This is a genomic window from Paraburkholderia sp. J7, from assembly GCF_905220155.1.
Taxonomy (GTDB): domain Bacteria; phylum Pseudomonadota; class Gammaproteobacteria; order Burkholderiales; family Burkholderiaceae; genus Paraburkholderia.
The window spans coordinates 56,387-74,966 of record NZ_CAJMYZ010000032.1; the positions used below are offsets into that span (position 1 = coordinate 56,387).

The 18,580-nt window shown below is 60.2% G+C and carries 19 protein-coding genes and 2 pseudogenes; 9 read left to right on the top strand and 12 right to left on the bottom strand.

Going from position 1 to position 18,580, the window contains the following annotated elements; genetic code table 11:
- Nucleotides 1-61 precede the first annotated feature (61 nt).
- The 4 genes and pseudogenes from U5A58_RS35950 to U5A58_RS35965 all read right to left on the bottom strand — a co-directional run bounded on the left by U5A58_RS35950 (nt 62) and on the right by U5A58_RS35965 (nt 2,195).
- Nucleotides 62-1,018 (bottom strand): AraC family transcriptional regulator, encoded by a 957-nt coding sequence (locus U5A58_RS35950; RefSeq protein ID WP_321916667.1) that lies wholly within the window; start codon nt 1,016-1,018, stop codon nt 62-64.
- Between the two features lie 111 nt (nt 1,019-1,129).
- A pseudogene (locus U5A58_RS35955) lies at nt 1,130-1,249 on the bottom strand (3-oxoacyl-ACP reductase); the annotation flags it as partial.
- Between the two features lie 13 nt (nt 1,250-1,262).
- The gene (locus tag U5A58_RS35960) at nt 1,263-1,547 is read right to left on the bottom strand and encodes a DUF3331 domain-containing protein (protein ID WP_321916666.1); all 285 of its coding nucleotides are present in this window, start codon (nt 1,545-1,547) and stop codon (nt 1,263-1,265) included.
- 15 nt (nt 1,548-1,562) lie between these two features.
- Nucleotides 1,563-2,195 (bottom strand): FMN-dependent NADH-azoreductase, encoded by a 633-nt coding sequence (locus tag U5A58_RS35965; protein WP_321916664.1) that lies wholly within the window; start codon nt 2,193-2,195, stop codon nt 1,563-1,565.
- A gap of 157 nt (nt 2,196-2,352) precedes the next feature.
- Here U5A58_RS35965 and U5A58_RS35970 point away from each other — a divergent pair, with 157 nt between their 5' ends.
- The 4 genes from U5A58_RS35970 (at nt 2,353) to U5A58_RS35985 (ending at nt 7,909) form a co-directional block, all read left to right on the top strand.
- Nucleotides 2,353-3,837 carry a PLP-dependent aminotransferase family protein gene (locus tag U5A58_RS35970; RefSeq protein ID WP_321930701.1) on the top strand — a complete coding sequence of 495 codons (1,485 nt, stop codon included), beginning with the start codon at nt 2,353-2,355 and terminating at the stop codon, nt 3,835-3,837.
- A 1,104-nt stretch (nt 3,838-4,941) separates the two neighbouring features.
- Nucleotides 4,942-5,685, top strand: coding sequence for a type IV toxin-antitoxin system AbiEi family antitoxin domain-containing protein (locus U5A58_RS35975; RefSeq protein ID WP_321964926.1), 744 nt, complete (start codon nt 4,942-4,944; stop codon nt 5,683-5,685).
- A 28-nt stretch (nt 5,686-5,713) separates the two neighbouring features.
- Nucleotides 5,714-6,667, top strand: a complete 954-nt coding sequence (locus tag U5A58_RS35980; RefSeq protein WP_321964927.1) for a nucleotidyl transferase AbiEii/AbiGii toxin family protein — start codon at nt 5,714-5,716, stop codon at nt 6,665-6,667.
- Nucleotides 6,668-7,108: 441 nt separating this feature from the next.
- Nucleotides 7,109-7,909: a phosphodiesterase gene (locus U5A58_RS35985; protein WP_321917041.1), complete on the top strand. Its 801-nt coding sequence runs from the start codon at nt 7,109-7,111 to the stop codon at nt 7,907-7,909.
- A 108-nt stretch (nt 7,910-8,017) separates the two neighbouring features.
- On the opposite strand, the gene U5A58_RS35990 is transcribed toward U5A58_RS35985, so the two are convergent.
- Nucleotides 8,018-8,758 carry a sulfite exporter TauE/SafE family protein gene (locus tag U5A58_RS35990; protein ID WP_321964928.1) on the bottom strand — a complete coding sequence of 247 codons (741 nt, stop codon included), beginning with the start codon at nt 8,756-8,758 and terminating at the stop codon, nt 8,018-8,020.
- 383 nt (nt 8,759-9,141) lie between these two features.
- Here U5A58_RS35990 and gspG point away from each other — a divergent pair.
- Nucleotides 9,142-9,549: pseudogene (gspG, locus tag U5A58_RS35995) on the top strand (type II secretion system major pseudopilin GspG); the annotation flags it as partial.
- Nucleotides 9,550-9,665: 116 nt separating this feature from the next.
- Here the strand turns inward: gspG and U5A58_RS36000 are convergent.
- The 5 genes from U5A58_RS36000 to U5A58_RS36020 form a co-directional block, all read right to left on the bottom strand.
- The gene (locus tag U5A58_RS36000) at nt 9,666-10,568 is read right to left on the bottom strand and encodes a CopD family protein (RefSeq protein WP_321964929.1); all 903 of its coding nucleotides are present in this window, start codon (nt 10,566-10,568) and stop codon (nt 9,666-9,668) included.
- A 2-nt stretch (nt 10,569-10,570) separates the two neighbouring features.
- On the bottom strand, nt 10,571-10,936 hold the full coding sequence (locus U5A58_RS36005) for a copper resistance protein CopC (RefSeq protein WP_321964930.1): 366 nt from the start codon (nt 10,934-10,936) through the stop codon (nt 10,571-10,573).
- Between the two features lie 17 nt (nt 10,937-10,953).
- Nucleotides 10,954-11,853 (bottom strand): hypothetical protein, encoded by a 900-nt coding sequence (locus U5A58_RS36010; protein ID WP_321964931.1) that lies wholly within the window; start codon nt 11,851-11,853, stop codon nt 10,954-10,956.
- A gap of 154 nt (nt 11,854-12,007) precedes the next feature.
- Nucleotides 12,008-12,400 carry a DUF2946 domain-containing protein gene (locus tag U5A58_RS36015; RefSeq protein WP_321964932.1) on the bottom strand — a complete coding sequence of 131 codons (393 nt, stop codon included), beginning with the start codon at nt 12,398-12,400 and terminating at the stop codon, nt 12,008-12,010.
- Nucleotides 12,401-12,831: 431 nt separating this feature from the next.
- Complete coding sequence (locus tag U5A58_RS36020; protein WP_321964933.1) at nt 12,832-13,098, bottom strand: hypothetical protein; 267 nt, start codon at nt 13,096-13,098, stop codon at nt 12,832-12,834.
- A gap of 237 nt (nt 13,099-13,335) precedes the next feature.
- On the opposite strand from U5A58_RS36020, the gene U5A58_RS36025 reads away from it, so the two are divergent.
- Complete coding sequence (locus U5A58_RS36025; RefSeq protein WP_321964939.1) at nt 13,336-14,298, top strand: LysR family transcriptional regulator; 963 nt, start codon at nt 13,336-13,338, stop codon at nt 14,296-14,298.
- Here the strand turns inward: U5A58_RS36025 and U5A58_RS36030 are convergent.
- Nucleotides 14,295-15,239, bottom strand: a complete 945-nt coding sequence (locus U5A58_RS36030) for a cupin domain-containing protein (protein WP_321964940.1) — start codon at nt 15,237-15,239, stop codon at nt 14,295-14,297. The two genes, U5A58_RS36025 and U5A58_RS36030, sit on opposite strands and share 4 nt — an antisense overlap.
- A gap of 710 nt (nt 15,240-15,949) precedes the next feature.
- Between U5A58_RS36030 and U5A58_RS36035 the strand changes: the two genes are divergently transcribed.
- The 3 genes from U5A58_RS36035 (at nt 15,950) to U5A58_RS36045 (ending at nt 17,492) form a co-directional block, all read left to right on the top strand.
- Nucleotides 15,950-16,450 carry a hypothetical protein gene (locus tag U5A58_RS36035; protein WP_321964934.1) on the top strand — a complete coding sequence of 167 codons (501 nt, stop codon included), beginning with the start codon at nt 15,950-15,952 and terminating at the stop codon, nt 16,448-16,450.
- 86 nt (nt 16,451-16,536) lie between these two features.
- Complete coding sequence (locus tag U5A58_RS36040; RefSeq protein ID WP_321964935.1) at nt 16,537-16,881, top strand: hypothetical protein; 345 nt, start codon at nt 16,537-16,539, stop codon at nt 16,879-16,881.
- A 209-nt stretch (nt 16,882-17,090) separates the two neighbouring features.
- Complete coding sequence (locus tag U5A58_RS36045) at nt 17,091-17,492, top strand: hypothetical protein (protein WP_321964936.1); 402 nt, start codon at nt 17,091-17,093, stop codon at nt 17,490-17,492.
- Between the two features lie 443 nt (nt 17,493-17,935).
- Here U5A58_RS36045 and U5A58_RS36050 read toward each other — a convergent pair.
- Nucleotides 17,936-18,580: tetratricopeptide repeat protein (locus U5A58_RS36050; RefSeq protein WP_321964937.1), on the bottom strand; the 645-nt coding region annotated here is incomplete at its 5' end.

Sequence of the window (18,580 nt, forward strand, 5' to 3'; positions counted from 1 at the left end):
TGCCGACATCACCGGAGCGTGTTCCGCGGTGGTTCGAACCGCGGACGACAAATCCCGGGTTCTATCGCCCCTGACGTGCGAGACGGCGCCATTCACCGGGTGTCATGCCCATCCTCTCGGTGAACAAACGCCGGAAAGAGGACACGGATTGGTAGCCAACCGACTCGGCCACAGCCTCTGTGGTCATCGTCGGCTTCTTCAGCTCGTTTGCGGCGTGGCTCATGCGGATGTCGGTTAGCAAATCAACGGCTGAGTATCCGAGCGTTTCCTGGAAATGCCGCATGAACGTGGCGCGGGACATGTTGCACAAGGCGGCCAGATCGGGCAGGTTCCAGGCGCGCGCGGGATCGGAGAACATTGCCGAAATCGCGGGGGCCAACCGTGGATGTCCAGCGAGCGCCAGCAAGCCTGTCGGGGCCTGCCCGGATCTAGTCGCCTCGCGCAGCACGATAGTGAACAGCGCCGAACTGAGCGAGTTGAGGACGGCATAACCGCCCACTTTTTCTCCTGTAGACTCGTCGCGCATGAGCCTCACAAAATTGGCGAGAGGGTTCGAAGCGGACTCGAAGTCCGGGTCATCATCCCCGCCCGTAGTCCGCACCACCAGATTTGTTGGAAGGTAATTGCGAATCAGTCGATCATGGGGCGGCCCAATAAAAAAACGGCCGCATAACATATCGAGATGTTCGCCGGCGCCGTCGTTCTCGCTAAATGTCCACCCGGCAAAGTCCTGGCGCTCGCGGGTAGGGCCGGGCTGAATTCCACTACCGTCGTGCAGGATGTGCGCAGAGCCGTGGGGCAACAAGACGATATCGCCAGCGACCAGCTCCTTTACCATCCCTGCCGCCGGGTCCTCGATGATTGCCTTGCCCTTGAGCACAACGTGGTAGGGAATTTCGTGGGTTGCCGCCTGATCCCACGCGACGCGCCACGGTGCACCGTAGGCGCAGCGTACTTCCGGCCGACCAGTAACAGTGATCAATTGCAGCAGGTGACTCAACCAGTCGACGTGAGACATAGGATTCCGTAAAGCCTCGGCGTGGAAAAATCAGCTGGCCGTTCAAACTCGCAAAATTGCCAGCGCTCGAAAATCTCGAAGACGGGAAATGCTCGTTCCTCGCCATCGGAGGGGTCGAATCGAACGGGAAGTCGCAACGACGGCGTAGTCGATCCGGAACGCCCGAACGATGGTGGCATCAATCCCCTGCGATGCGCCGGTAACGACCACTACCTTTCGCGATTCGCTCATGAGCCGGTGCGTCCTAACATGATGGTTCCTCCGGAAAACAACCTACTGCGGAAGCCAGAATCATTCTATGGCGGTTGACAGGTACATACGTTCGACTCACACGCGGGCGAAATATCGAGTCGCCACGTCGTATGGCCTTCCCGGACAGCGCACAGACGGCATCCGCAGGTGCCGAACCGATACCCCAGATCTGGCTCTCGTAACGTCCCATGCACGGATCGCTCCAGCGTACGCTAATCGTCGTCGTCGACAGTTTCTCCACAACGGAGAACCGCGAGGGCGTCGGTAGATTCGACATTAGATATCCGCACGTTCAAACGAGGCTGCACGCGAGATTTGCCATAACCGGCTCGATCGTGGCTATCAGAGAAGCCCGAAGTTGCGCGGCTTGCCCGGCATCGAGAAATGCGGTTGCCTGCAGCGGCATATAGTGGACGGTGGTGAGACCAATGCAAGCCAGTACGGCAGAAAGATAGGGCGTGAGGAAATCCGGCTGGTTAGCACGTTCGCCTGTGAACACCCCGCCTGAGGCGATACCAACGAATACCGGACGGTCTCGAAGCATTCCAACCTTGCCAGCGGGCGTCGACTGCATGGTGCGTCCGACCCGGATAAGCTGATCGATCCAGGCTTTCAGCACGGACGGGATCGTCAAGTTATTCATCGGGGTCCCGATGACGATCGCATCGGAGCCCTCGACCTCTTGAATGAGTTCCTCAGCGAGAAGTACCGCGTCAGCGGTCCGTCCAGCCGCGGCCAACGATGCAGGCGTGGAAAGTGCATCGGCGTAGGCGGCTCCGAGATGAGGTATCGGCTCCAACCCGAGGTCCCGACGGCGAACCTGCGCGCTCGGGAAGATCGTTTGAAGCTTCGCGACGATCCCAGCCGACAGCTTTCGGCTATGCGACTCCAGTCTCGGGCTGCAATCGATATGCAGAATGTTCATACAATTTTCTCCGGCAGATTTGCTGCGGCTTTGGTCGCGTGATTGCTTGACCCTGAGTCGTTAGCCTTGGATAGTGGACGAAAACCGTTGTTTGTAAACATAAGACACCGAATTCGGCGAGCGGCCCTAAATCCCTGGATGGCAGTTCATATCACTGATGGCAGGAAGATTCTGTACCATCGACAGTGCATACAACAGAACCAAGATCGTGATTTTTGTGTGTACCAAGAACATGGATTCAGACTTGCAGATACAGCTCGACCGAACGGCAAAGCGGCCCCTCGCAGAACAGATTTTCGACAGCATCAGCAGGGCAATTGAGTCAGGGCTGCTCGAATCCGGAACACGTTTGCCATCGTGGAAAGACCTTGCCTCGCAGCTCGGGGTGGCGCGCGGGACGGTCCAAGCGGCCTATGACCGTTTGTCTGACGCGCAGATGATCGAAACATTTGGAGCGGGAGGAACACGGGTGGCCCCGCGCCTTCGCGCCGCCACAACTCAGCGAAAGGCGGCGCGGCTCGGGTCGTTTATGAGGTCGTACGAGGAAATGAACGCAGGGCCGGCGATTTTTCAACTCGGTATTCCGGCGTTTGAAGGGCTACCCGAGAAGCTTTTTTCGCGGGCTCGCTCCTCCAACCTGCTAAAGACCGGATGCCTGTCGTCGCTGCTCTATCCTGATCCGAGAGGTGAGTTCGAACTGCGCAGAGAGATCGCGGGCAATCTCTCCATCGCGCGAAACTTCCACTGTCACCCGGAACAGGTTTTCATCACGTCCGGATACAGCGCCGGCTTAGGCTTGACGCTTCGGGTGTTAGGTTTGGATGGCAAGAAGGTTTGGATGGAAGAACCCGGTTTCATGATCACTCGCAAGGGGCTGGAACTGGCTCGCCTGAACATCGTGCCGATACCGGTAGACGCGGACGGTATAAACGTAGACTACGGCATCGAGACTGCCCCAGACGCTGCGTTAGCAGTCTTGACGCCCGGTCAGCAGGCGCCTCTAGGCTCGACTCTGTCGTTGAGGCGACGCCTTCAACTGCTTGAGTGGGCGGCTTCGAACGATTCGTGGGTCATTGAAGACGATTACCTCGGCGAACTACAACTGGAAGGCAGGCCGGCGCCTGCAATGGCGTCGCTTGATGACGGCAAGCGGGTCATCCACATCGGCTCTTTCAGCAAGACTGTTAGCCCGGCTCTACGTCTTGGATTCGTCGTGGTGCCTGCCGAATTGGCCAATGCATTCGCAGAGGTAGCAGCAACACTCGCTCCCGCGCCGTCACCCGTTATTCAAATCGCCACGGCTCAATTTATGCGGGAGGGCCACTACATCCGGCGTATACGCCGACTCAAGCGTCTATATTCCGCGCAACGAGACGGTCTATCAGAACAGTTACGTATGCGGAACGCGCAATGGGTCAATGCGGGCCTGGCCGTGCTTCTTCGCCTCCCGGAGGGCGCCTCCGATGTGCGCATCGTGCGCGAGGCGATGACTGCCGGTATCGCGCCCTCGCCTTTGTCGGCGTGGTTCGCGAATCCGTCGTGGACTGTGTCCGGCCTTTTGCTCGGGGTTGCAACGGCGCCTGAAGAACACGTCGCCAGGTCATGCCAACGATTGTTCGAGATCATTGACGGATATTGCTGACGAAGCGGGTCGCCGGGCGATTTGAGGTGGGCGTGAAGCACAAAAACGTGACGCGCTTTCGGTGTCCGTCTGGCCACCATTTCCGACGAGAACCCTATGCCGATCGCAGATCCATAATCGCGCTGGCTTTATCGTTGAAAACTTACAAATCGGGGGGCAGGGGAAACGGCCGTTAGAACGCTCGCAACGGTCATCCGACCGGCAGTGGTCCGAAGGGCAGAAGTGGGTCGTGAAGACCCATTCGCTGGCAGGAGAGTTGACATTCGCCAACGCCGGTTTGCCAATGTCAGCAATGGCGCGTGCAGCTGCCCCATGGCCTCCGATCATTGACCGTCGGCTTTGGCCGATATCCTGTCCTCGATCGACGGTACGGGATGCCCGCTCCACCCCGATACCCGCCCTTAGGCCTACTACAGCCGGAGAGCAACGGACGACATATATTTCGTTCGCATTCGCGCAGAAACTCTCCCCTCTTCCGGGCGTCCACTGCCTGCCTACGCTGCAGGTCTCTGGTTCACCGGCTCGCCCTACATGTCCGAGGCGTCAGGTTGTTCGCGATGCGAATCTCGACATTACAGCCCGCTCGCCAAGAGAACCCAGGAGAAATGCTCAGGTCAGAGCCAGGCGCCAGCCGCCCTGCCAGGTGAACGGGAAAAGCGCCTGGTTGCATTCGTCCAGTTGGCCCGGCGCGAACGGCGCTAAATACGATGCGTTTGCCCATTCCACGAATGAGGCCAACCTCGCGTAAACCGGCTTCGGGGACGTGCGGCGGTCCGCGTTCGGCAGTTGCCGGGGAATGCCTGCCGCCGAAGGCGCCACCTTTCTAGCGGCCACCGATTGTTAGTTTCAATCAACCGTCCCTTTGCGCCTGGCACCTCGCGCCAGCTTTTGCCGGTTCGCGTATTTCATGATTTTTTCTATCTAAATACAAATTTTACCGCAGAAAAATCGAATAAATCATGCGCCGGCCGTCCCGATCGAATACACTGATTACGCGCGTCCCGGACGTCGACACAGCGATCGACCTCCGGATTTTGCATGATTTAATCTCCTTAACTGCTGATTTCTTTGTGTAGTCACAAAAAAATCATGCCCCCGACAAGTATGGCCAGCAAAACGCTCCAGCGGCTCATGGAAGGCGTCCCCCGAGGACAGCCGCTTGATCCACAGATGCTCCGCGACTGCGGCGTCAGCGCCCAGCAGACCACCTACCTGGTGAGCGCCGGGTGGCTTCAGCGTCTTTCGAAAGGCGCCTACCTCCTTGCGGGGGACACGCCGACGCGCGACGGCGTACTCGCGTACCTCAGCCGGCATGTGAAGGGCCTGCATGTCGGCGGCAGGACGGCGCTCGACTGGCAGGGCGTGCGGCACAACATGAGTTTTCGCGAGCGTGTCGTGCTCTGGGCCCAACGTCCCTACGTCATGCCCGAGTGGGTCGGCGAGCACATGCCCCATACGCTGCAGACGACGCGCCTGTTCGATGACAATCTGCCGGAAGGCTTTGCGATCTCGCCGCTTCCCAACCAGGATCCCTCGATCCTCGTTGCCGAGCCCGAGCGTGCCCTGCTCGAGCTCGCGAGCGATGTCGGCAAGCGCCTCGCAAAAGGACAGTCCCTCGAAGAGGCCATCAATATCGCATCGTCGTTGCGCAACCTGCGCCCAAAGGTACTGGATACCCTGCTATCCCATTGCACAAGGGTGAAGGTCGTCAAGCTGGTGCGGGATCTTGGAGAAGCCAGCGGCTTTGCCTGGGGCAAGGATCTGCAGCGCCACGTCGACAGGCTTGGCCCCGGTAAGCGTTGGTCCAGCAGCCGCAAGGGCACGCCTTCATTGAACCTGAAGGCGTAACGTGCCAATTTCAATCAGACGTGGACAGATGAACGATCAGTACCTCAACACCGTTCGCCTTATGCTGGCGATCGCGCCCGACGTTTTCGACACACCGCATTTCGCCATGAAGGGCGGAACTGCAATTAACATGTTCGTGCAGGACCTGCCCCGCCTGTCTGTCGATATCGACGTGATTATGCGCTCGCACGACCCCGACCGGGCCGAAGCACTGGCGATCATCAACACGGAACTTGCGCGCGCAAAACAGGCGATTGAGCGGCAGGGCTATCACGTCACTGTCGCTGGCGCCAGCGGCAAAAACAAGGGCGACGACGTGAAATTGACAGTGGCTTCCGCCGATACCCAGGTCAAGGTGGAAGTGAATTATGTCTTCCGGGGCACCCTGATGCCAACCGTCATGCGCCCGGTCGTTCCGCGCGCACAGGAAATGTTCCGCGTCGACTTCGAAGTGCCCACGCTCGCCGACGCAGAACTGTACGGCAGCAAGCTGGTTGCGGCGCTGGACCGCCAGCATCCACGTGACATCTTCGATGTGCAGCACATGTACGAGACGTACGGTGGCCTGCGCGATGATTGCGTTGCCGCGTTCGTTGGCTACCTCGCTGGCCACAACCGCCCCGTTCACGAAGTTCTGTTTGCGAAGCCACATTCACTGGCGCACGAATACGAGGCAGGATTCGTGGGCATGACCGTCGACGAGGTCAGCCTTTCCCGGCTCGAGGAAGTCCAGGCACAGCTTCACCACGATCTGCCACGCGCGCTGAGCCCGAAGCATCGTGAATTTCTCCTATCCCTCGTCAGACTGGCCCCGGACTGGGCACTGATGCCCTACGCTCATCTGAGCGACATGCCCGCGATACGCTGGAAGATCGAAAACCTGCGCAAACTTCGCACACGCGACAAGCAGCGCTTTGCCGATCAGGAAGCGCTACTCCAGGGAGCATTTTCAGCACTGGATCGCGAGAAGAGACTCGGATAGGAGACCGCGCGTCCCTTACGTCCGCCAAGTCGCCAACCGGGCCATGACCTGCCGTTCCGCCAGCGGGGAAACCTGCCGCTTGAATCGCTGCAATCCTCAGGCGGAACCTGACGGATGCGATACGCCCGCCATCGGCCAAAGCCGACGGCCGCCGATCAACGGCTGTGCGGCGGCTGAAGTTCGCTTCACGGACATTCGCAAACCGGTGCCAGCGAATGTCTCCTCTCTCTATTGACGAGTGAGTCTTCACGGCCACAAGGGGGCTTTCGTGCAACACCTCCCGATGTCCGCTCGTCGTACCGATTCGGCCGCTCGATCGCGCGATTGAGAACGCGTGGAGTCGTGACACTGCCCGCCAAAGCTCGCTCGATAAGGTATTTTGTCCGACCTAAAATCGCTCTTCGCCCACGTACATGCCCGTCGAAACCACCGGAGAGCCGAGTGACAGTCATTGCACAAGTATCCGATATTCACGTCCGTTCACACGGCGCGCTGTACCAGGATGCCGTGGACTCAAATGCCATGTTTTCGGCAGCGGTCGATTCGCTGAACCGCGTGCGACCCAAGCCGGACCTCGTAGTCATCTCAGGCGATCTCACGGACGAAGGTACCGCCGCTGAGTATCTGAAGCTTCGAGAATTGCTTGGCGCGCTGAAGCATCCGTTCGTGGTTTTACCAGGTAATCACGATAACCGTGACCGTCTGCGGGCCGCGTTTTCGGATCACGCGTGGCTACCCAAGGAGGGGGCGCTGTCGTTCGCGATAGACGTAGGCGAACTACGCCTCGTGGCACTAGACACATCCGTTCCAGGGCTACATCACGGTGAACTGGACGCCAACACCCTGACCTGGCTGGACACTGAACTCTCCGGGCATCGAGATCGACCGGTCGTCGTCGTCATGCACCACCCGCCGTTCATGACGGGCATCCCCTATCTGGACGTCTACGGTTTGCGAAGCACGGACGCATTGGCAAAGGTTCTTGCACGCCATGACAATGTCGATCGGATTCTCGCCGGGCACGTGCATCGGTCCATGCAGACGCGCCTTGGGAACGTTCCCGTACTCACGTGCCCAAGCACGACAACGCAGATCGCGTTGCGCGTCGAAGCAGACGCGGAGCCCGCTTCTTATCTCGAACCACCCGCATACCTGCTGCACCGTTGGGCTGGACACGGCCAGCCAGCGGTTTCGCATCTGTGTTACATCGGGCTTTTCGAAGGCCCGTTGCCATTTGCATAGCAGGGTCGATGGACTCGCATCAGCGTCACGGCTCCAGCAGCCGTCACTGACGTATCGCCTATCTGCATCGCATTTCGGCGGACGAAGCAGTCAATCAGCTGCAGTGATTCAAACAGGCAGGAGCAGCTTCACACTGGCGCAGATCAATACAACACCCAGCAAGACACGAATTTGACGAGTCGATAGCCAACGGCTACCTAGATGTGCTCCTAACCAGCTTCCCATGACCACCATCAACGCCAGCCGAACAATTCCATGTGGAAGGTGATTTGTGGCGCTCCAATTGCCGGCCAGCGCCGCTATCGAATTGCAGAGGATGAACAGCGCGGAAACGGATGCAGCCGCACGCATGGTTGACCACCGACAAAAGATCAGGAGCGGTGCGATCAGGACGCCGCCGCCAACTCCGGTTAGCCCCGAAGCAAGGCCGATAATCGCTCCGCAAGCCACTGCGACGGGCTTAGGTGGTGGTCCCACAATGTTGTCGCCCATTGGCCTGCGCCACAGCGACAGCGTTCCAGCGATTAAGAGCAGTGCGCCAAGTAGATATTCAAACCAGGTCTTTTCCAGCGTTATATAGCCGCCTAATAACGCCATGGGTACGGCCGGCAAAGCAAACGGCCAGAACGATTGCCAGTTGAAATGCCCGTCTCGAATGAAGCGCCAACTTACGACAAGGGAAACCAGGATATTCAGGACAAGCGCCGTGGGCTTGATGCTGTCAGGCTCGTATCCCACCAGTGCCATTATGGCGATGTATCCCGAAGCCCCAGCCTGGCCAGTGCTGGCGTAAAGCAGCGCAACCACGAGAAAAGCAATGCAGGTCAGCAGTGTTTGCGTATCGACCATCGCATCCTCGGATCGACAGTATCGCATGAGAAACTGGCTTAACTCGCTCTGCCCCGGATACGGCCTTCGCCGGTACGGAGGATCTGCCTGGCGGTAGTGGATCGCGTGCTGGCCGTCGCCATCTGGCAGGCATCGGACACCAGCCGACGTTGGCTGGAAAAGCGTCATTCGCCGGACGGGCGCCCCCAATAAGGCGTGGGCCAACTACATGTTCAGACTTCGCTGTCGGTTATCCCGATCATCATTAAAATGAGCGTCCGGGCTTGCACGAGTGCCTACGCACCCGTACTACGCTCAAACAATCCTCTTGAAGAGGTTTAGCAGGAATGCACGCAGGGAATAAAAGACGCACTGGAATTACAGCCCCACAAGGCTGCTCTTAACGAGGCGCCACGCTAATCCAGATCACGGTCGCCATTGCGCTTTTCGTTCTTTTGATCGTGCTGATCGTCTCAAAGAGCATGCTGAGGCCCGAGGAGGCCAGGCATACACTCGCGAAACAGGACATTGCCGCCATCATGCAAGCCCTCAGTAGCTATCGTCGCGACAATGGCCGCTATCCGACCCAGGCACAAGGTCTGCATGCGCTCATTGAAAAGTCCGACACCGATCCGGCGCCGGGCGTCTGGAAGGAAGGTGGCTATCTTGCGCGCTTGCCAGACGACCCGTGGGGCAATCCTTATCAGTATCTCAACCCCGGCGTCCATGGTGAGATCGACGTATTCAGTTACGGCGAGGATGCGAAACAAGGCGGCGAAGGCAACGACGCCGATGTAGGCTCCTGGGAATAGCTGCGTCGTCTGCGTCAGGCAAGGACAGCCCATGAAGAGACGCTCGCACGGTTTAATCAAGATGCCGAACGTCGGCCATGTCCGAACGTCGACCAGCTTCAGGGACTTGACGCTCATCACCCGGCTGTCGGGGACGTATGTCCCAGCATGGCCGCGATAGTGAGGATAGCCAACATTGCTAGCGCTTCGACGGACAGCAACGCGTCGAAGCGCTTCTGGGTTGCTGAAAAGCCTGAGCCGTCCTGCTGCGCCCGCGCGCGAAGCTCCGGGAGAACCACCAGCCGGTTCCAGCCGCCCAATGCCACGGCCGCAGCAACGAACACGAGCTTCGCCGCAAGTATCCGGCTCCAGGCCATCGCGAAGAGCCGCACGTCTGCCTGTGCGGTGTCCTGCATCACGTTATAGAAGCCGGTGACCAGCACGACGACAAGTGCGGCCGTCGCCAGATACGATAACTCGTTGCGGAAAGCCACCTGCTTTTCGGCCGCTGCGTGAGCGGTCGGCGAGTTCCGGAGCACGACTGCCGCGACGATCACGCTACCGGCCCACAGCGCCGTCGCGCATAAATGCACGACATGGATGGCTTCCCCTGCCGAGAAATCACCCGCGTCGGCGGCGTGGCTGGCTGCGGCCTTGCCCGCTGCCCATGCCACGAGCCCCGCGGCGAACAGCGCCAGGCCCCGACGGCCCGGGAGGCGACTCAGTGTCGCGAGCAGCGCGCCGGTGAAACCAACCGACCACGCGACACCGTAGTGCGATTGCGTAAGCACGGCGATGACTGCAGGGCCTGCCCCGGCGAGCGATGAGCCGCCCATCACGGCCGCCTGCAGCCAGAGGTACCCGAGAGCCGTGAGCGCCAGCGCGAACGTGAGGCCTGCCTGCCAACCCCGCAGCGTGGCCGGCGCGCCCATGCCGCTCCTCTTCCCCATCACGGCGCAGGCGAGCGAGCCCGCTGCCGTCGCGAACAGCACATTCTGCACCGCTGCCACGGCGATCTGCGCGGAGACGAGCGGCTCCACGGTCACTTCACCGTGAAAGTGTAGTGCCCCTGGGTGCGGTGCCCGTCGTCGGCCACGGCCACCCACGCGACCGTGTACACGCCCGGCGTCAGCGTGTTGAGCCCCACCGACATGTGCTTCCGGTTCGACGGGTCGACGACAGCCTTGCCGCTGGTAACAGCGTTTCCCTGGGCATCGGTGACAGTGATCGAGCTGAACGCGGGTTCGAGCCCGTCGTCGAAGTCGATCGCGACATCCTTCTGCGAGGCCGGAACGGTCGAGCCAGCCGCCGGTGCCTGGTGGGTCGGGTAAGCGTGCGCATGCGCGAGCTGACAGGCAGCGATGAGGAGCGCGGCAACGACGCCGCGTGCGGTCGTGTGCAGTTTCATCAGAAAGTCCTCCTGCGTCAGAACAGCGGCTTGCCGACCGAGTTCGGGAAGATGTCGTCGAAGTAGATATGGGCTTGCACCAGGATACCCGTGTGCGTGCCGCTCGCGCGATTGACGGGAATCTGCGCTTCGATGCCGAACTGCCCGTAGCGATTGATCCAGATGACACCGGGGTTGATCGTGCCGGTTGTCTGTCCTGAGCACGCGCCAGCCGTGCAGGTGCTCATTGGAAATTCGACGACCGGAATCAGGTTGCTGAACGGCTGGGGTAGACCGAGATCCTTCACCTGCTGCTGCAGGTACGCAATGCTGTACTGGAGCGTCAGGCCCCAGCCCAGCGAGTTCGGTCCCTGGTCCGACGATGCCGTCGTCAGGTTCGGGCCAATCGTGCCGGTGATGGCGAACGGACGCAGGTAGCCAAGTGACGCGGGCAGGTCGCCAAAGCCCTTGCCGAAATAGACGGTCGGGGTAAAGGTCGAGAACGGGTTCGCGAGCGATCTGGCGCCGGTGCCGCCGAGCGTGGCGAGAAGCCCGACCGATGCCATGAACTCGTGCTGCGGGTTCGCGTACGCGAGATACTTGACGCCGAGCGTGAAATTGTCCCAGCCCTTCGCATTGCCGTCCGGCGAGTTCAGGCTTGAGTAGTTGCTCGCGATGCTGAACGCGAGATTCTGCGTGATCAGCTTGTCCCACTCGTAGGACACCGTGTTGACGTTCATGTCGTTGCCATTGCTGTCGGGCGTCTTGATGTGGCTGTACTCCAGGTTGAATTCATCGCCGACGCCGGGATCGTCCACCGCCATCGTGGCCGGAAAGACGCGGTCGCCGACCACCGCGTGGGCCGATGCATCGACTGAAACCAGGCACGGTGCAAGCGCGCATAGCGCTGCCGCGCCCCGTTTGAGAATGGTTCGCATGTTCAGATCCTGATCGAATTGTGGTGACGCGCCCTCGCACACGGCCCTTGAAGAGAGCGAGGAACTCCTGGCAGGGGGCGCACGGCAGGCGCACGCCAAGGCAGCGATGCCGTTCACCGACATCGCCTCATTGGCTGGAAAACGTCTGCGAAGATCAGGACCAGGCGGGGGGAGCGCGCGGCTGGGCTGGCGTCAGCACCGCATACGGACGGAACGCAGGAGTGACCCGGGTGGGAAGAAATGAGGGGCGCTGCGGCGCGACGCTCGATGCGACGGCCGCACCAGGCAAGGCTGGCGAGTGCGCGAACAGTCCGCAATAGGGGCACGCGTCGCACAGCGACGATGGATCGGCGCCATGGTGGTGCCCTGCATGGGCATCCAACGCGACCTCGACGCCCGGATGATGGTGATGGGAATGATGCGCGTGATGTTCGACATCGCCATGCACGGCACGCAGCACCTGGGACACCGTAGGCGCAACCACGCTCAGCAGGATGGCAAGCATCCCGAGCCAGGCACCGATCTTCTGACGGTGGCGGGTGAGCATGACGAATCGGTCAAACGTAGAAAATTTCCAGAGGAACGGTCGAGGTACCTCCGCTCTTCACCGGCGGCGGGTCGAGCGCGGCCAGTTTGCAACAGGCAGTGCGATGATTAGGTGGCCTCGCGTACCAAATCTTTCGCCTGGGGTGAGGTTCCCCATCGCATAGTGGCAATTTGACGCTATGGGTTACTTGTAGTGCGGCATGCCGCACGCCGAGCCTGAATCAAGTGCAGGGGCTTTCGACCGGACCTGGACGAAAGCGTTGGCGCAATCAGGCGCCCCTCCGTTGTGTCGGACCGGGGCCGGCCACCTCCAACCTTTCGTCGACGCAATCAGAAGGACGGTCGAATGTCAGTTCGATGCGCTTCAGCGGTCCTTCGCGTTCGCTCGCCCGATCTCGCGAAAGCGTGACAGAGCGCCGCGGCCGTTCGTGGTCAGAGATCGTCGGTCGAAAGCGTTATCCGTTCGCCTATGCTGGACAACGCTTTCTGCTCCACAGCCTGCAAAAGTCGGCGCTGGCCAAGCTCGAAGGCAAGCATCAATTGTTTCGGAGTTTCATTTGCCGCGCCGAGCTTTTCACAGACCGTTGCAGCAGGGAGCGCGAAGGCACAGTATCCCCAACCGAAGCCGTAGGCCGAAAACCATAGGGTCGAGTCGACGGAAAGGAGTGGAGCCGTCAGGTTCATGCGGGACTGTTCCATAGCTGTCACTTCCTGACCTGTAGGGGCGGGTCCCGATTTTTTCACAACAGGCTTACAAAAGTTCTACTCCCCAGACTCTGAGGCAAATCGGGCGCGTGCGTCATCGTCCGCAAGGTTGACCAGTGCTTGACACCCATCTCTGTGGGCATCGCCCTCAACCCGGGCTCTCTCGCCGAAAGGGCAGTACACTACCGGCCTAATCAAAGCCACAACCATCTGATCCGCGTCAGACATTTCATGGACTATTTCGCTGCAGTACGGGCCTTTGTTCGCGCAGCGGAGCTGAAGAGCTTCAGCAAGACGGCCAATGAACTGGCCGTCAAAACATCGACTGTATCGCGCTACGTGAGCGAACTGGAGAGTGATCTGGGCATCGCCCTGTTCAACCGGTCGACTCGCGGACTCGTCCTGACAGAGGGTGGCCGGCTGTTTCGTGAACACGCTGTGTTAGCGTTGCAGGCACTCGACGACGCTCGCGAAGTGACGTCGTCGCTGAATCGCACCCCGCAAGGCGCACTGCGCGTGACATTGCCGCCGGCATTCGGGCGCCTGCACATCGTGCCGCATCTGCCAGCCTTCATGGCGCGCTACCCTGACATCGACCTCGACATCGTCTCGACGGACCAAACGCTCAACATGATCGACGCGGGCATCGATGTCGCGATCCGTACTGGCGTGCTGCCCGATTCTTCACTAATGGCGAGGCGCCTTGCTCCGCAGCGTCGTATCGTCTGCGGCAGCCCCGCGTATTTCGAGCGTCGCGGCACGCCCCGTGTCCCTGACGATCTGGCCGCACACGATGCACTTCGTCTGCCCCTGGTGCCGGACGACAGATGGTCTTTCACGCGAGCCGCCCACGGTGCGCAAGCGTCGCAAGAACAGGAACCGGTGTTGGTGGAATTGCAGGGGCGTTTGCGTGCCGACGACTCGGAAGCCGTGCTCGCCCTCGCCGTGGCCGGCTGCGGCGTGGCGCTCCTGCCAACGTGGCTTGCGTCTACGGCCCTGCGCGAAGGACACCTGCAGCACGTACTATCGGAATGGGAAGCGCGCATCGGACGAGCCGAGCCTGCGGTCTGGGCAGCCTACCCACCGAAGAAGATCGTCTCGTCGAAGGTGCGCGCCTTCGTGGACTTCTATGCCGAGGCGTTTGGCGAGCCACCTTACTGGGACGATGGTCTCGCACTGTCGCGTCGGCCTTAACGGGCAAAGCGGATGTCCAGCGTGCGCAGATAAGTCTGCAAGCCGGCGTCCTGGATCGGAATCACGTAGGCGTTTTCGTTCGTTTCATTGAAATGCGCGTGCCAGTATCCCGGCGGCGTAACGAACGCCATTCCCGCTTCCCAATCGACGCGGGTCGGATTCACGATATTTCCGTCGCTGTCCAGTTCGGTTCCAACCAGCGTATAGACACCTGGCTTGCCGCCGGCGATGAAGTCGAGTGCAATCGACTGATGCCGATGCGGCTTCTGCATGGAGTTGGGCGGCACGATGCCGAACATCGCCCACAACACATGCGTGACCGTGCGCGTCTGCGGAAAGTTGGCATTGCCCATCAGCACGCTGATACGGTTGCGACGGCCCGCATCGGCTTGTTCCGCGACATTGCGCAATGCTGCCTGCGCGTTAGCAGCCGGATAGCGTGTCGGCGCGAATCGCGCTTGTACCCCCGTCGTGCCAAGATAGGTGAGCAGAGGCGCATCGTTGACACAATAGAGTGTGGCCGTCACTTCGGCGGACAGCACAGCGGCACGGCCGCCCGGGAGCGTGAAGAAATCGCCCATTGCAAACGGGAAGCTGGTTCCGGCCTGCTTCACGCTGCCCGCGCCGCTGATAACGTAGAAAACCTGCGAAGTCGCATTCGGATCGAGTGTCAACGCATCGCCCGCATTGATGCGCAGGAAGCTGGCGCTCAGGCCGGGGCCAGTCGCGGGACCCGCGCAGCCCAGCTCGGCGGACAGGTCGAGCGGCACAACCCGGGTTGCGCCGTCTGCATAGAGCGAAGGCGGGAAGCTGTGGAACGGCACGCGCGAGATGAACTTCGCACCAACCGGATTGGCGGACGAAGTGTATTCGAAGTATTGCGCGTCTTCGGTCGCGACAACAGGTTCGCTGGAAAGTGTGGGCGATGTCATGGTCAGCATGGTTTGCTCCTTGTGAGTTTTCAGAGAGCTTCGTGCGGGACCGTTCGTGGAGTGAGGATCCGCGTCCAAAGGCTGACCTGACTCTAGTCGCGGCGCTGTGGCGCCAGAAGTGCCGGACATCGAAATCACCTTTGCGCAAAAGGTACATCGCGCATCCGTTTCGCAACGGGACAGGCTTGTTGGGACCGGACCGATGGAGTACATCCGTCAGTCGGGGATCGACCCAAAGGCAACGCTTGACGACATCGAGTTAAACGGCAGAAATTCCGACGGCAGCGTACGTTCGATCGCGGCCACTGATTGATCGCTCAGCCATTTCCGGCCGCTCGTGGGGGTGCGTTCGCAGACGCTCAAAAGTCCGATGCAGACTGGAAGCCGCCCTTTGACGTGATCGAGCCGTAATGGCGGCAACGGTTCGGCTACTGCCCACCGCGTGAGACAGGAGTCGGCCAGTTCCGGACGTTCGACATACTGGCGTAAATTGCTGACAATATGGCGAATTCGAACCTTGGAAGCCGAGCGATGAAATGCCGGATATGTCGGCGAGCACTCGATCAGCCCGACGACCCCTTGTCGATGAACTGCGGCGGTGACTGCTGGGGTTGCGTCGGCGAGATTGAGGCCGATCTAGGCAATGCGGAATCGATCGAGCAGGTCCGCGAAGAACACGTTCGCGGACTTCGCCCGGGATGGATAGACCCGGCGAAGTAGTGACCAAAGATCACCTGTTCCGCTCACTGTCGGCCAGTATCGGCCAGTCGACAGTGGAGCCCGGATCGCCGACAATTGGATCTTCTGACATCGAAGCTAGCTTTCACGTCATGCGCAGACTGCAGGCATCGCGCTTCTTTATTGCAGGCAAACCTGCAGAACCGGTATTCACACTGGACAGCGCAGTGTCGGAGTGGCTCTTCGCATCGGGGTTCTGGAATCAAATCAATAACTCGCTGGGAACGATGTTTGACCAGTTCGAAGAGGACGAGGTTGAGCCAGCGGTACTCGTACAAATTGCGTCCGACTTAGACTGTCGCATCCGCGCGCTCGAAATACAGGGCGCAGAAGAGGTGCGATTCGTTTGCGGCTGGTCCTCGTCTGGAGACAGCCACGCAGTCAAAGTTCGGCGAACCAGTCTTATCTCGCAATTGGCCATGCTACGAAGCCTTCTAGCTTCGGCCGCTGCGAATGGGGAGGTCCTTGAGTTCAATCTTTGACGGAGCTCGTTATCGGGAGGTGGACGGCGACCATTACGTCATTCAGAGAGTAATTTGTTGACCACTGCCAACCCGGAGCTGAATACATGGACAGCAGGCTTATACCGCTTGAACCCCTGTCGCAGGTCGTATTTATTCACGACTATTTCCAGCTTGTTTTTCAGGAAGAGCGGCTCACGGTCTATAACTGTGCCGCAGTGGCGGACGGCGAGAGTTTTACTCGCCAAGGAACATCAGGGTTCTGCGACAAGCTCGTGGGGTTGATCGGCCAGAGCGTGGTCACTGTCGAGCAGACAGATCAATACGTACTTTCTCTTCGCTTTTCAGGTGGCACGACCTTTAACATTCTGGCAAACACACAGGCAATTTGGCCAGAAGCCTTTGACTTCATTGGGCGAAATCGATATTGGTACCACGAAGTCAATGGCTAGCTGGCCGCGTTGAGCGTCCGCTGTGGAGAAAGTCGAAGGACCCCTCCGGGTCGGTTATGCCGTGCATGCGGGCGTGAGTCGGGGACGAGCGCCGCGTTCGGTCATGGGACGCAGTGCGGCCAATACCGGCCCTTCGCCTACACGTCGGAGATCGGCGACAATGCTTCGGCCGCGAGCGATTTCCTCAGAATCAAGGAGCCGTCATCAATATGAAAATCGGTGAGCTGAGGTCACTTGGCCACAATATCGCCGATTCACTGGCCAGCGGCATCGGCTTGATGATCGGCATCTACGACGTCGATGTATTTTTAGAGGCAGCAGCGGGTCCCGAAGGTTTTATTCTCGTCAACTTTCTTGATGGAATGGCGTTTGGCAGTCCAGTCTCGGCAAAGCTACAACGCGCAATTCATCTTTACCGTGACGCGCTTCCGGCACTTTGTGACAAACACCGCATTGCATTCTCTGACATCAAAATGTTGAACGCTCGATATGGAACGGATCAGGTTTACGGTCGACACTTTGCCGTCACCGTCGAAACCACAGCGGGTAGGAAGGCAACTGATCAGTACGTTGGGAGTCCGGGTAGAAGGTTGCGCCGAACTAGATCATGATGTTTGGTCTTGGCCACCGAGCGAGCGTCCGCTCTGGCGAAGCATGAGTGGGCCGTATGGGTCGCCGTCGTTCAACCTCGTCGGGCAGTCGCCGGCCATCAAGGGACATTTAACTAGCGCTATCCAATGACCGCAGTTCGGCGCCCAGTCGACGTCGGCTACGAGTCGTAAAGTGGTCGCGGCGCCGCGTGGCGCGCGTCGGATACTCAGTGGTCTAGGCCGAGCGGAAAGCATGTGGTTGCCGATCTTCATACTGGCCTTGGCTGCTTGCGCGGTGCTGCACCCATGGGACGTTCGCCTAGGGGCAAGGGCGTGTCCCTGAGTTACCTTGAGATGCGCTATTGGCCACCGTCGCAGCGTTCCCAAACGTCCAGCCTCGTGGCTTGAGCGACTCTTCGATCGGTGCTAGTGAAATCGCCTCCAAGCGCAGCGTGCGGATGGGGTTATTCCGTCATGCGGTTGCGTTCGTCGATCATATGCGCAATCACGCCGAGCGCATCGTCAAAATAGGCGTCGAACTCGGTGATGTTGGCCCGGTGATATTCGCGTTGAGCCGATTGGATAGCATTCACTGCTTCCTCCAGCCGGGACGTGCCGATCTCGCGCTGACCCAGTGTTGTGAGCGCGTTGCCGAGGTTGTTCTGCGTCCTCGCCCACTCCAGCGGGACGCGCTCGCGCGCGCTTTCTGCCAGCGCAGCGCGGTACGCCGCCACCGCTGCCTCCAGCCCGGCCGTGCCACTCTCGCGCTCGCCCAGGCTTGTGAGCGCGGCCCCGAGGTTGTTCTGCATCGCCGCCCACTCCAGCGGGACGCGCTCGCGCGTGCATTCGGCCAGCGCAGCGCGGTACGCCGCCACCGCTTCCTCCAGCCGGGCCGTGCCGCTCTCGCGGTCCCCCAAGCTCGAGAGCGCGTTGCCGAGATTGTTCTCCGTCCTCGCCCACTCCAGCGGCGCGCGCTCGCGCGTGCGTTCGGCCAGCGCCGCGCGGTATGCCGCCACCGCTTCCTCCAGCCTGGCCGTGCCACTCTCACGCTCGCCCAGGCTTGTGAGCGCGGCGCCGAGGTTGTTCTGCGTCGCCGCCCACTCCAGCGG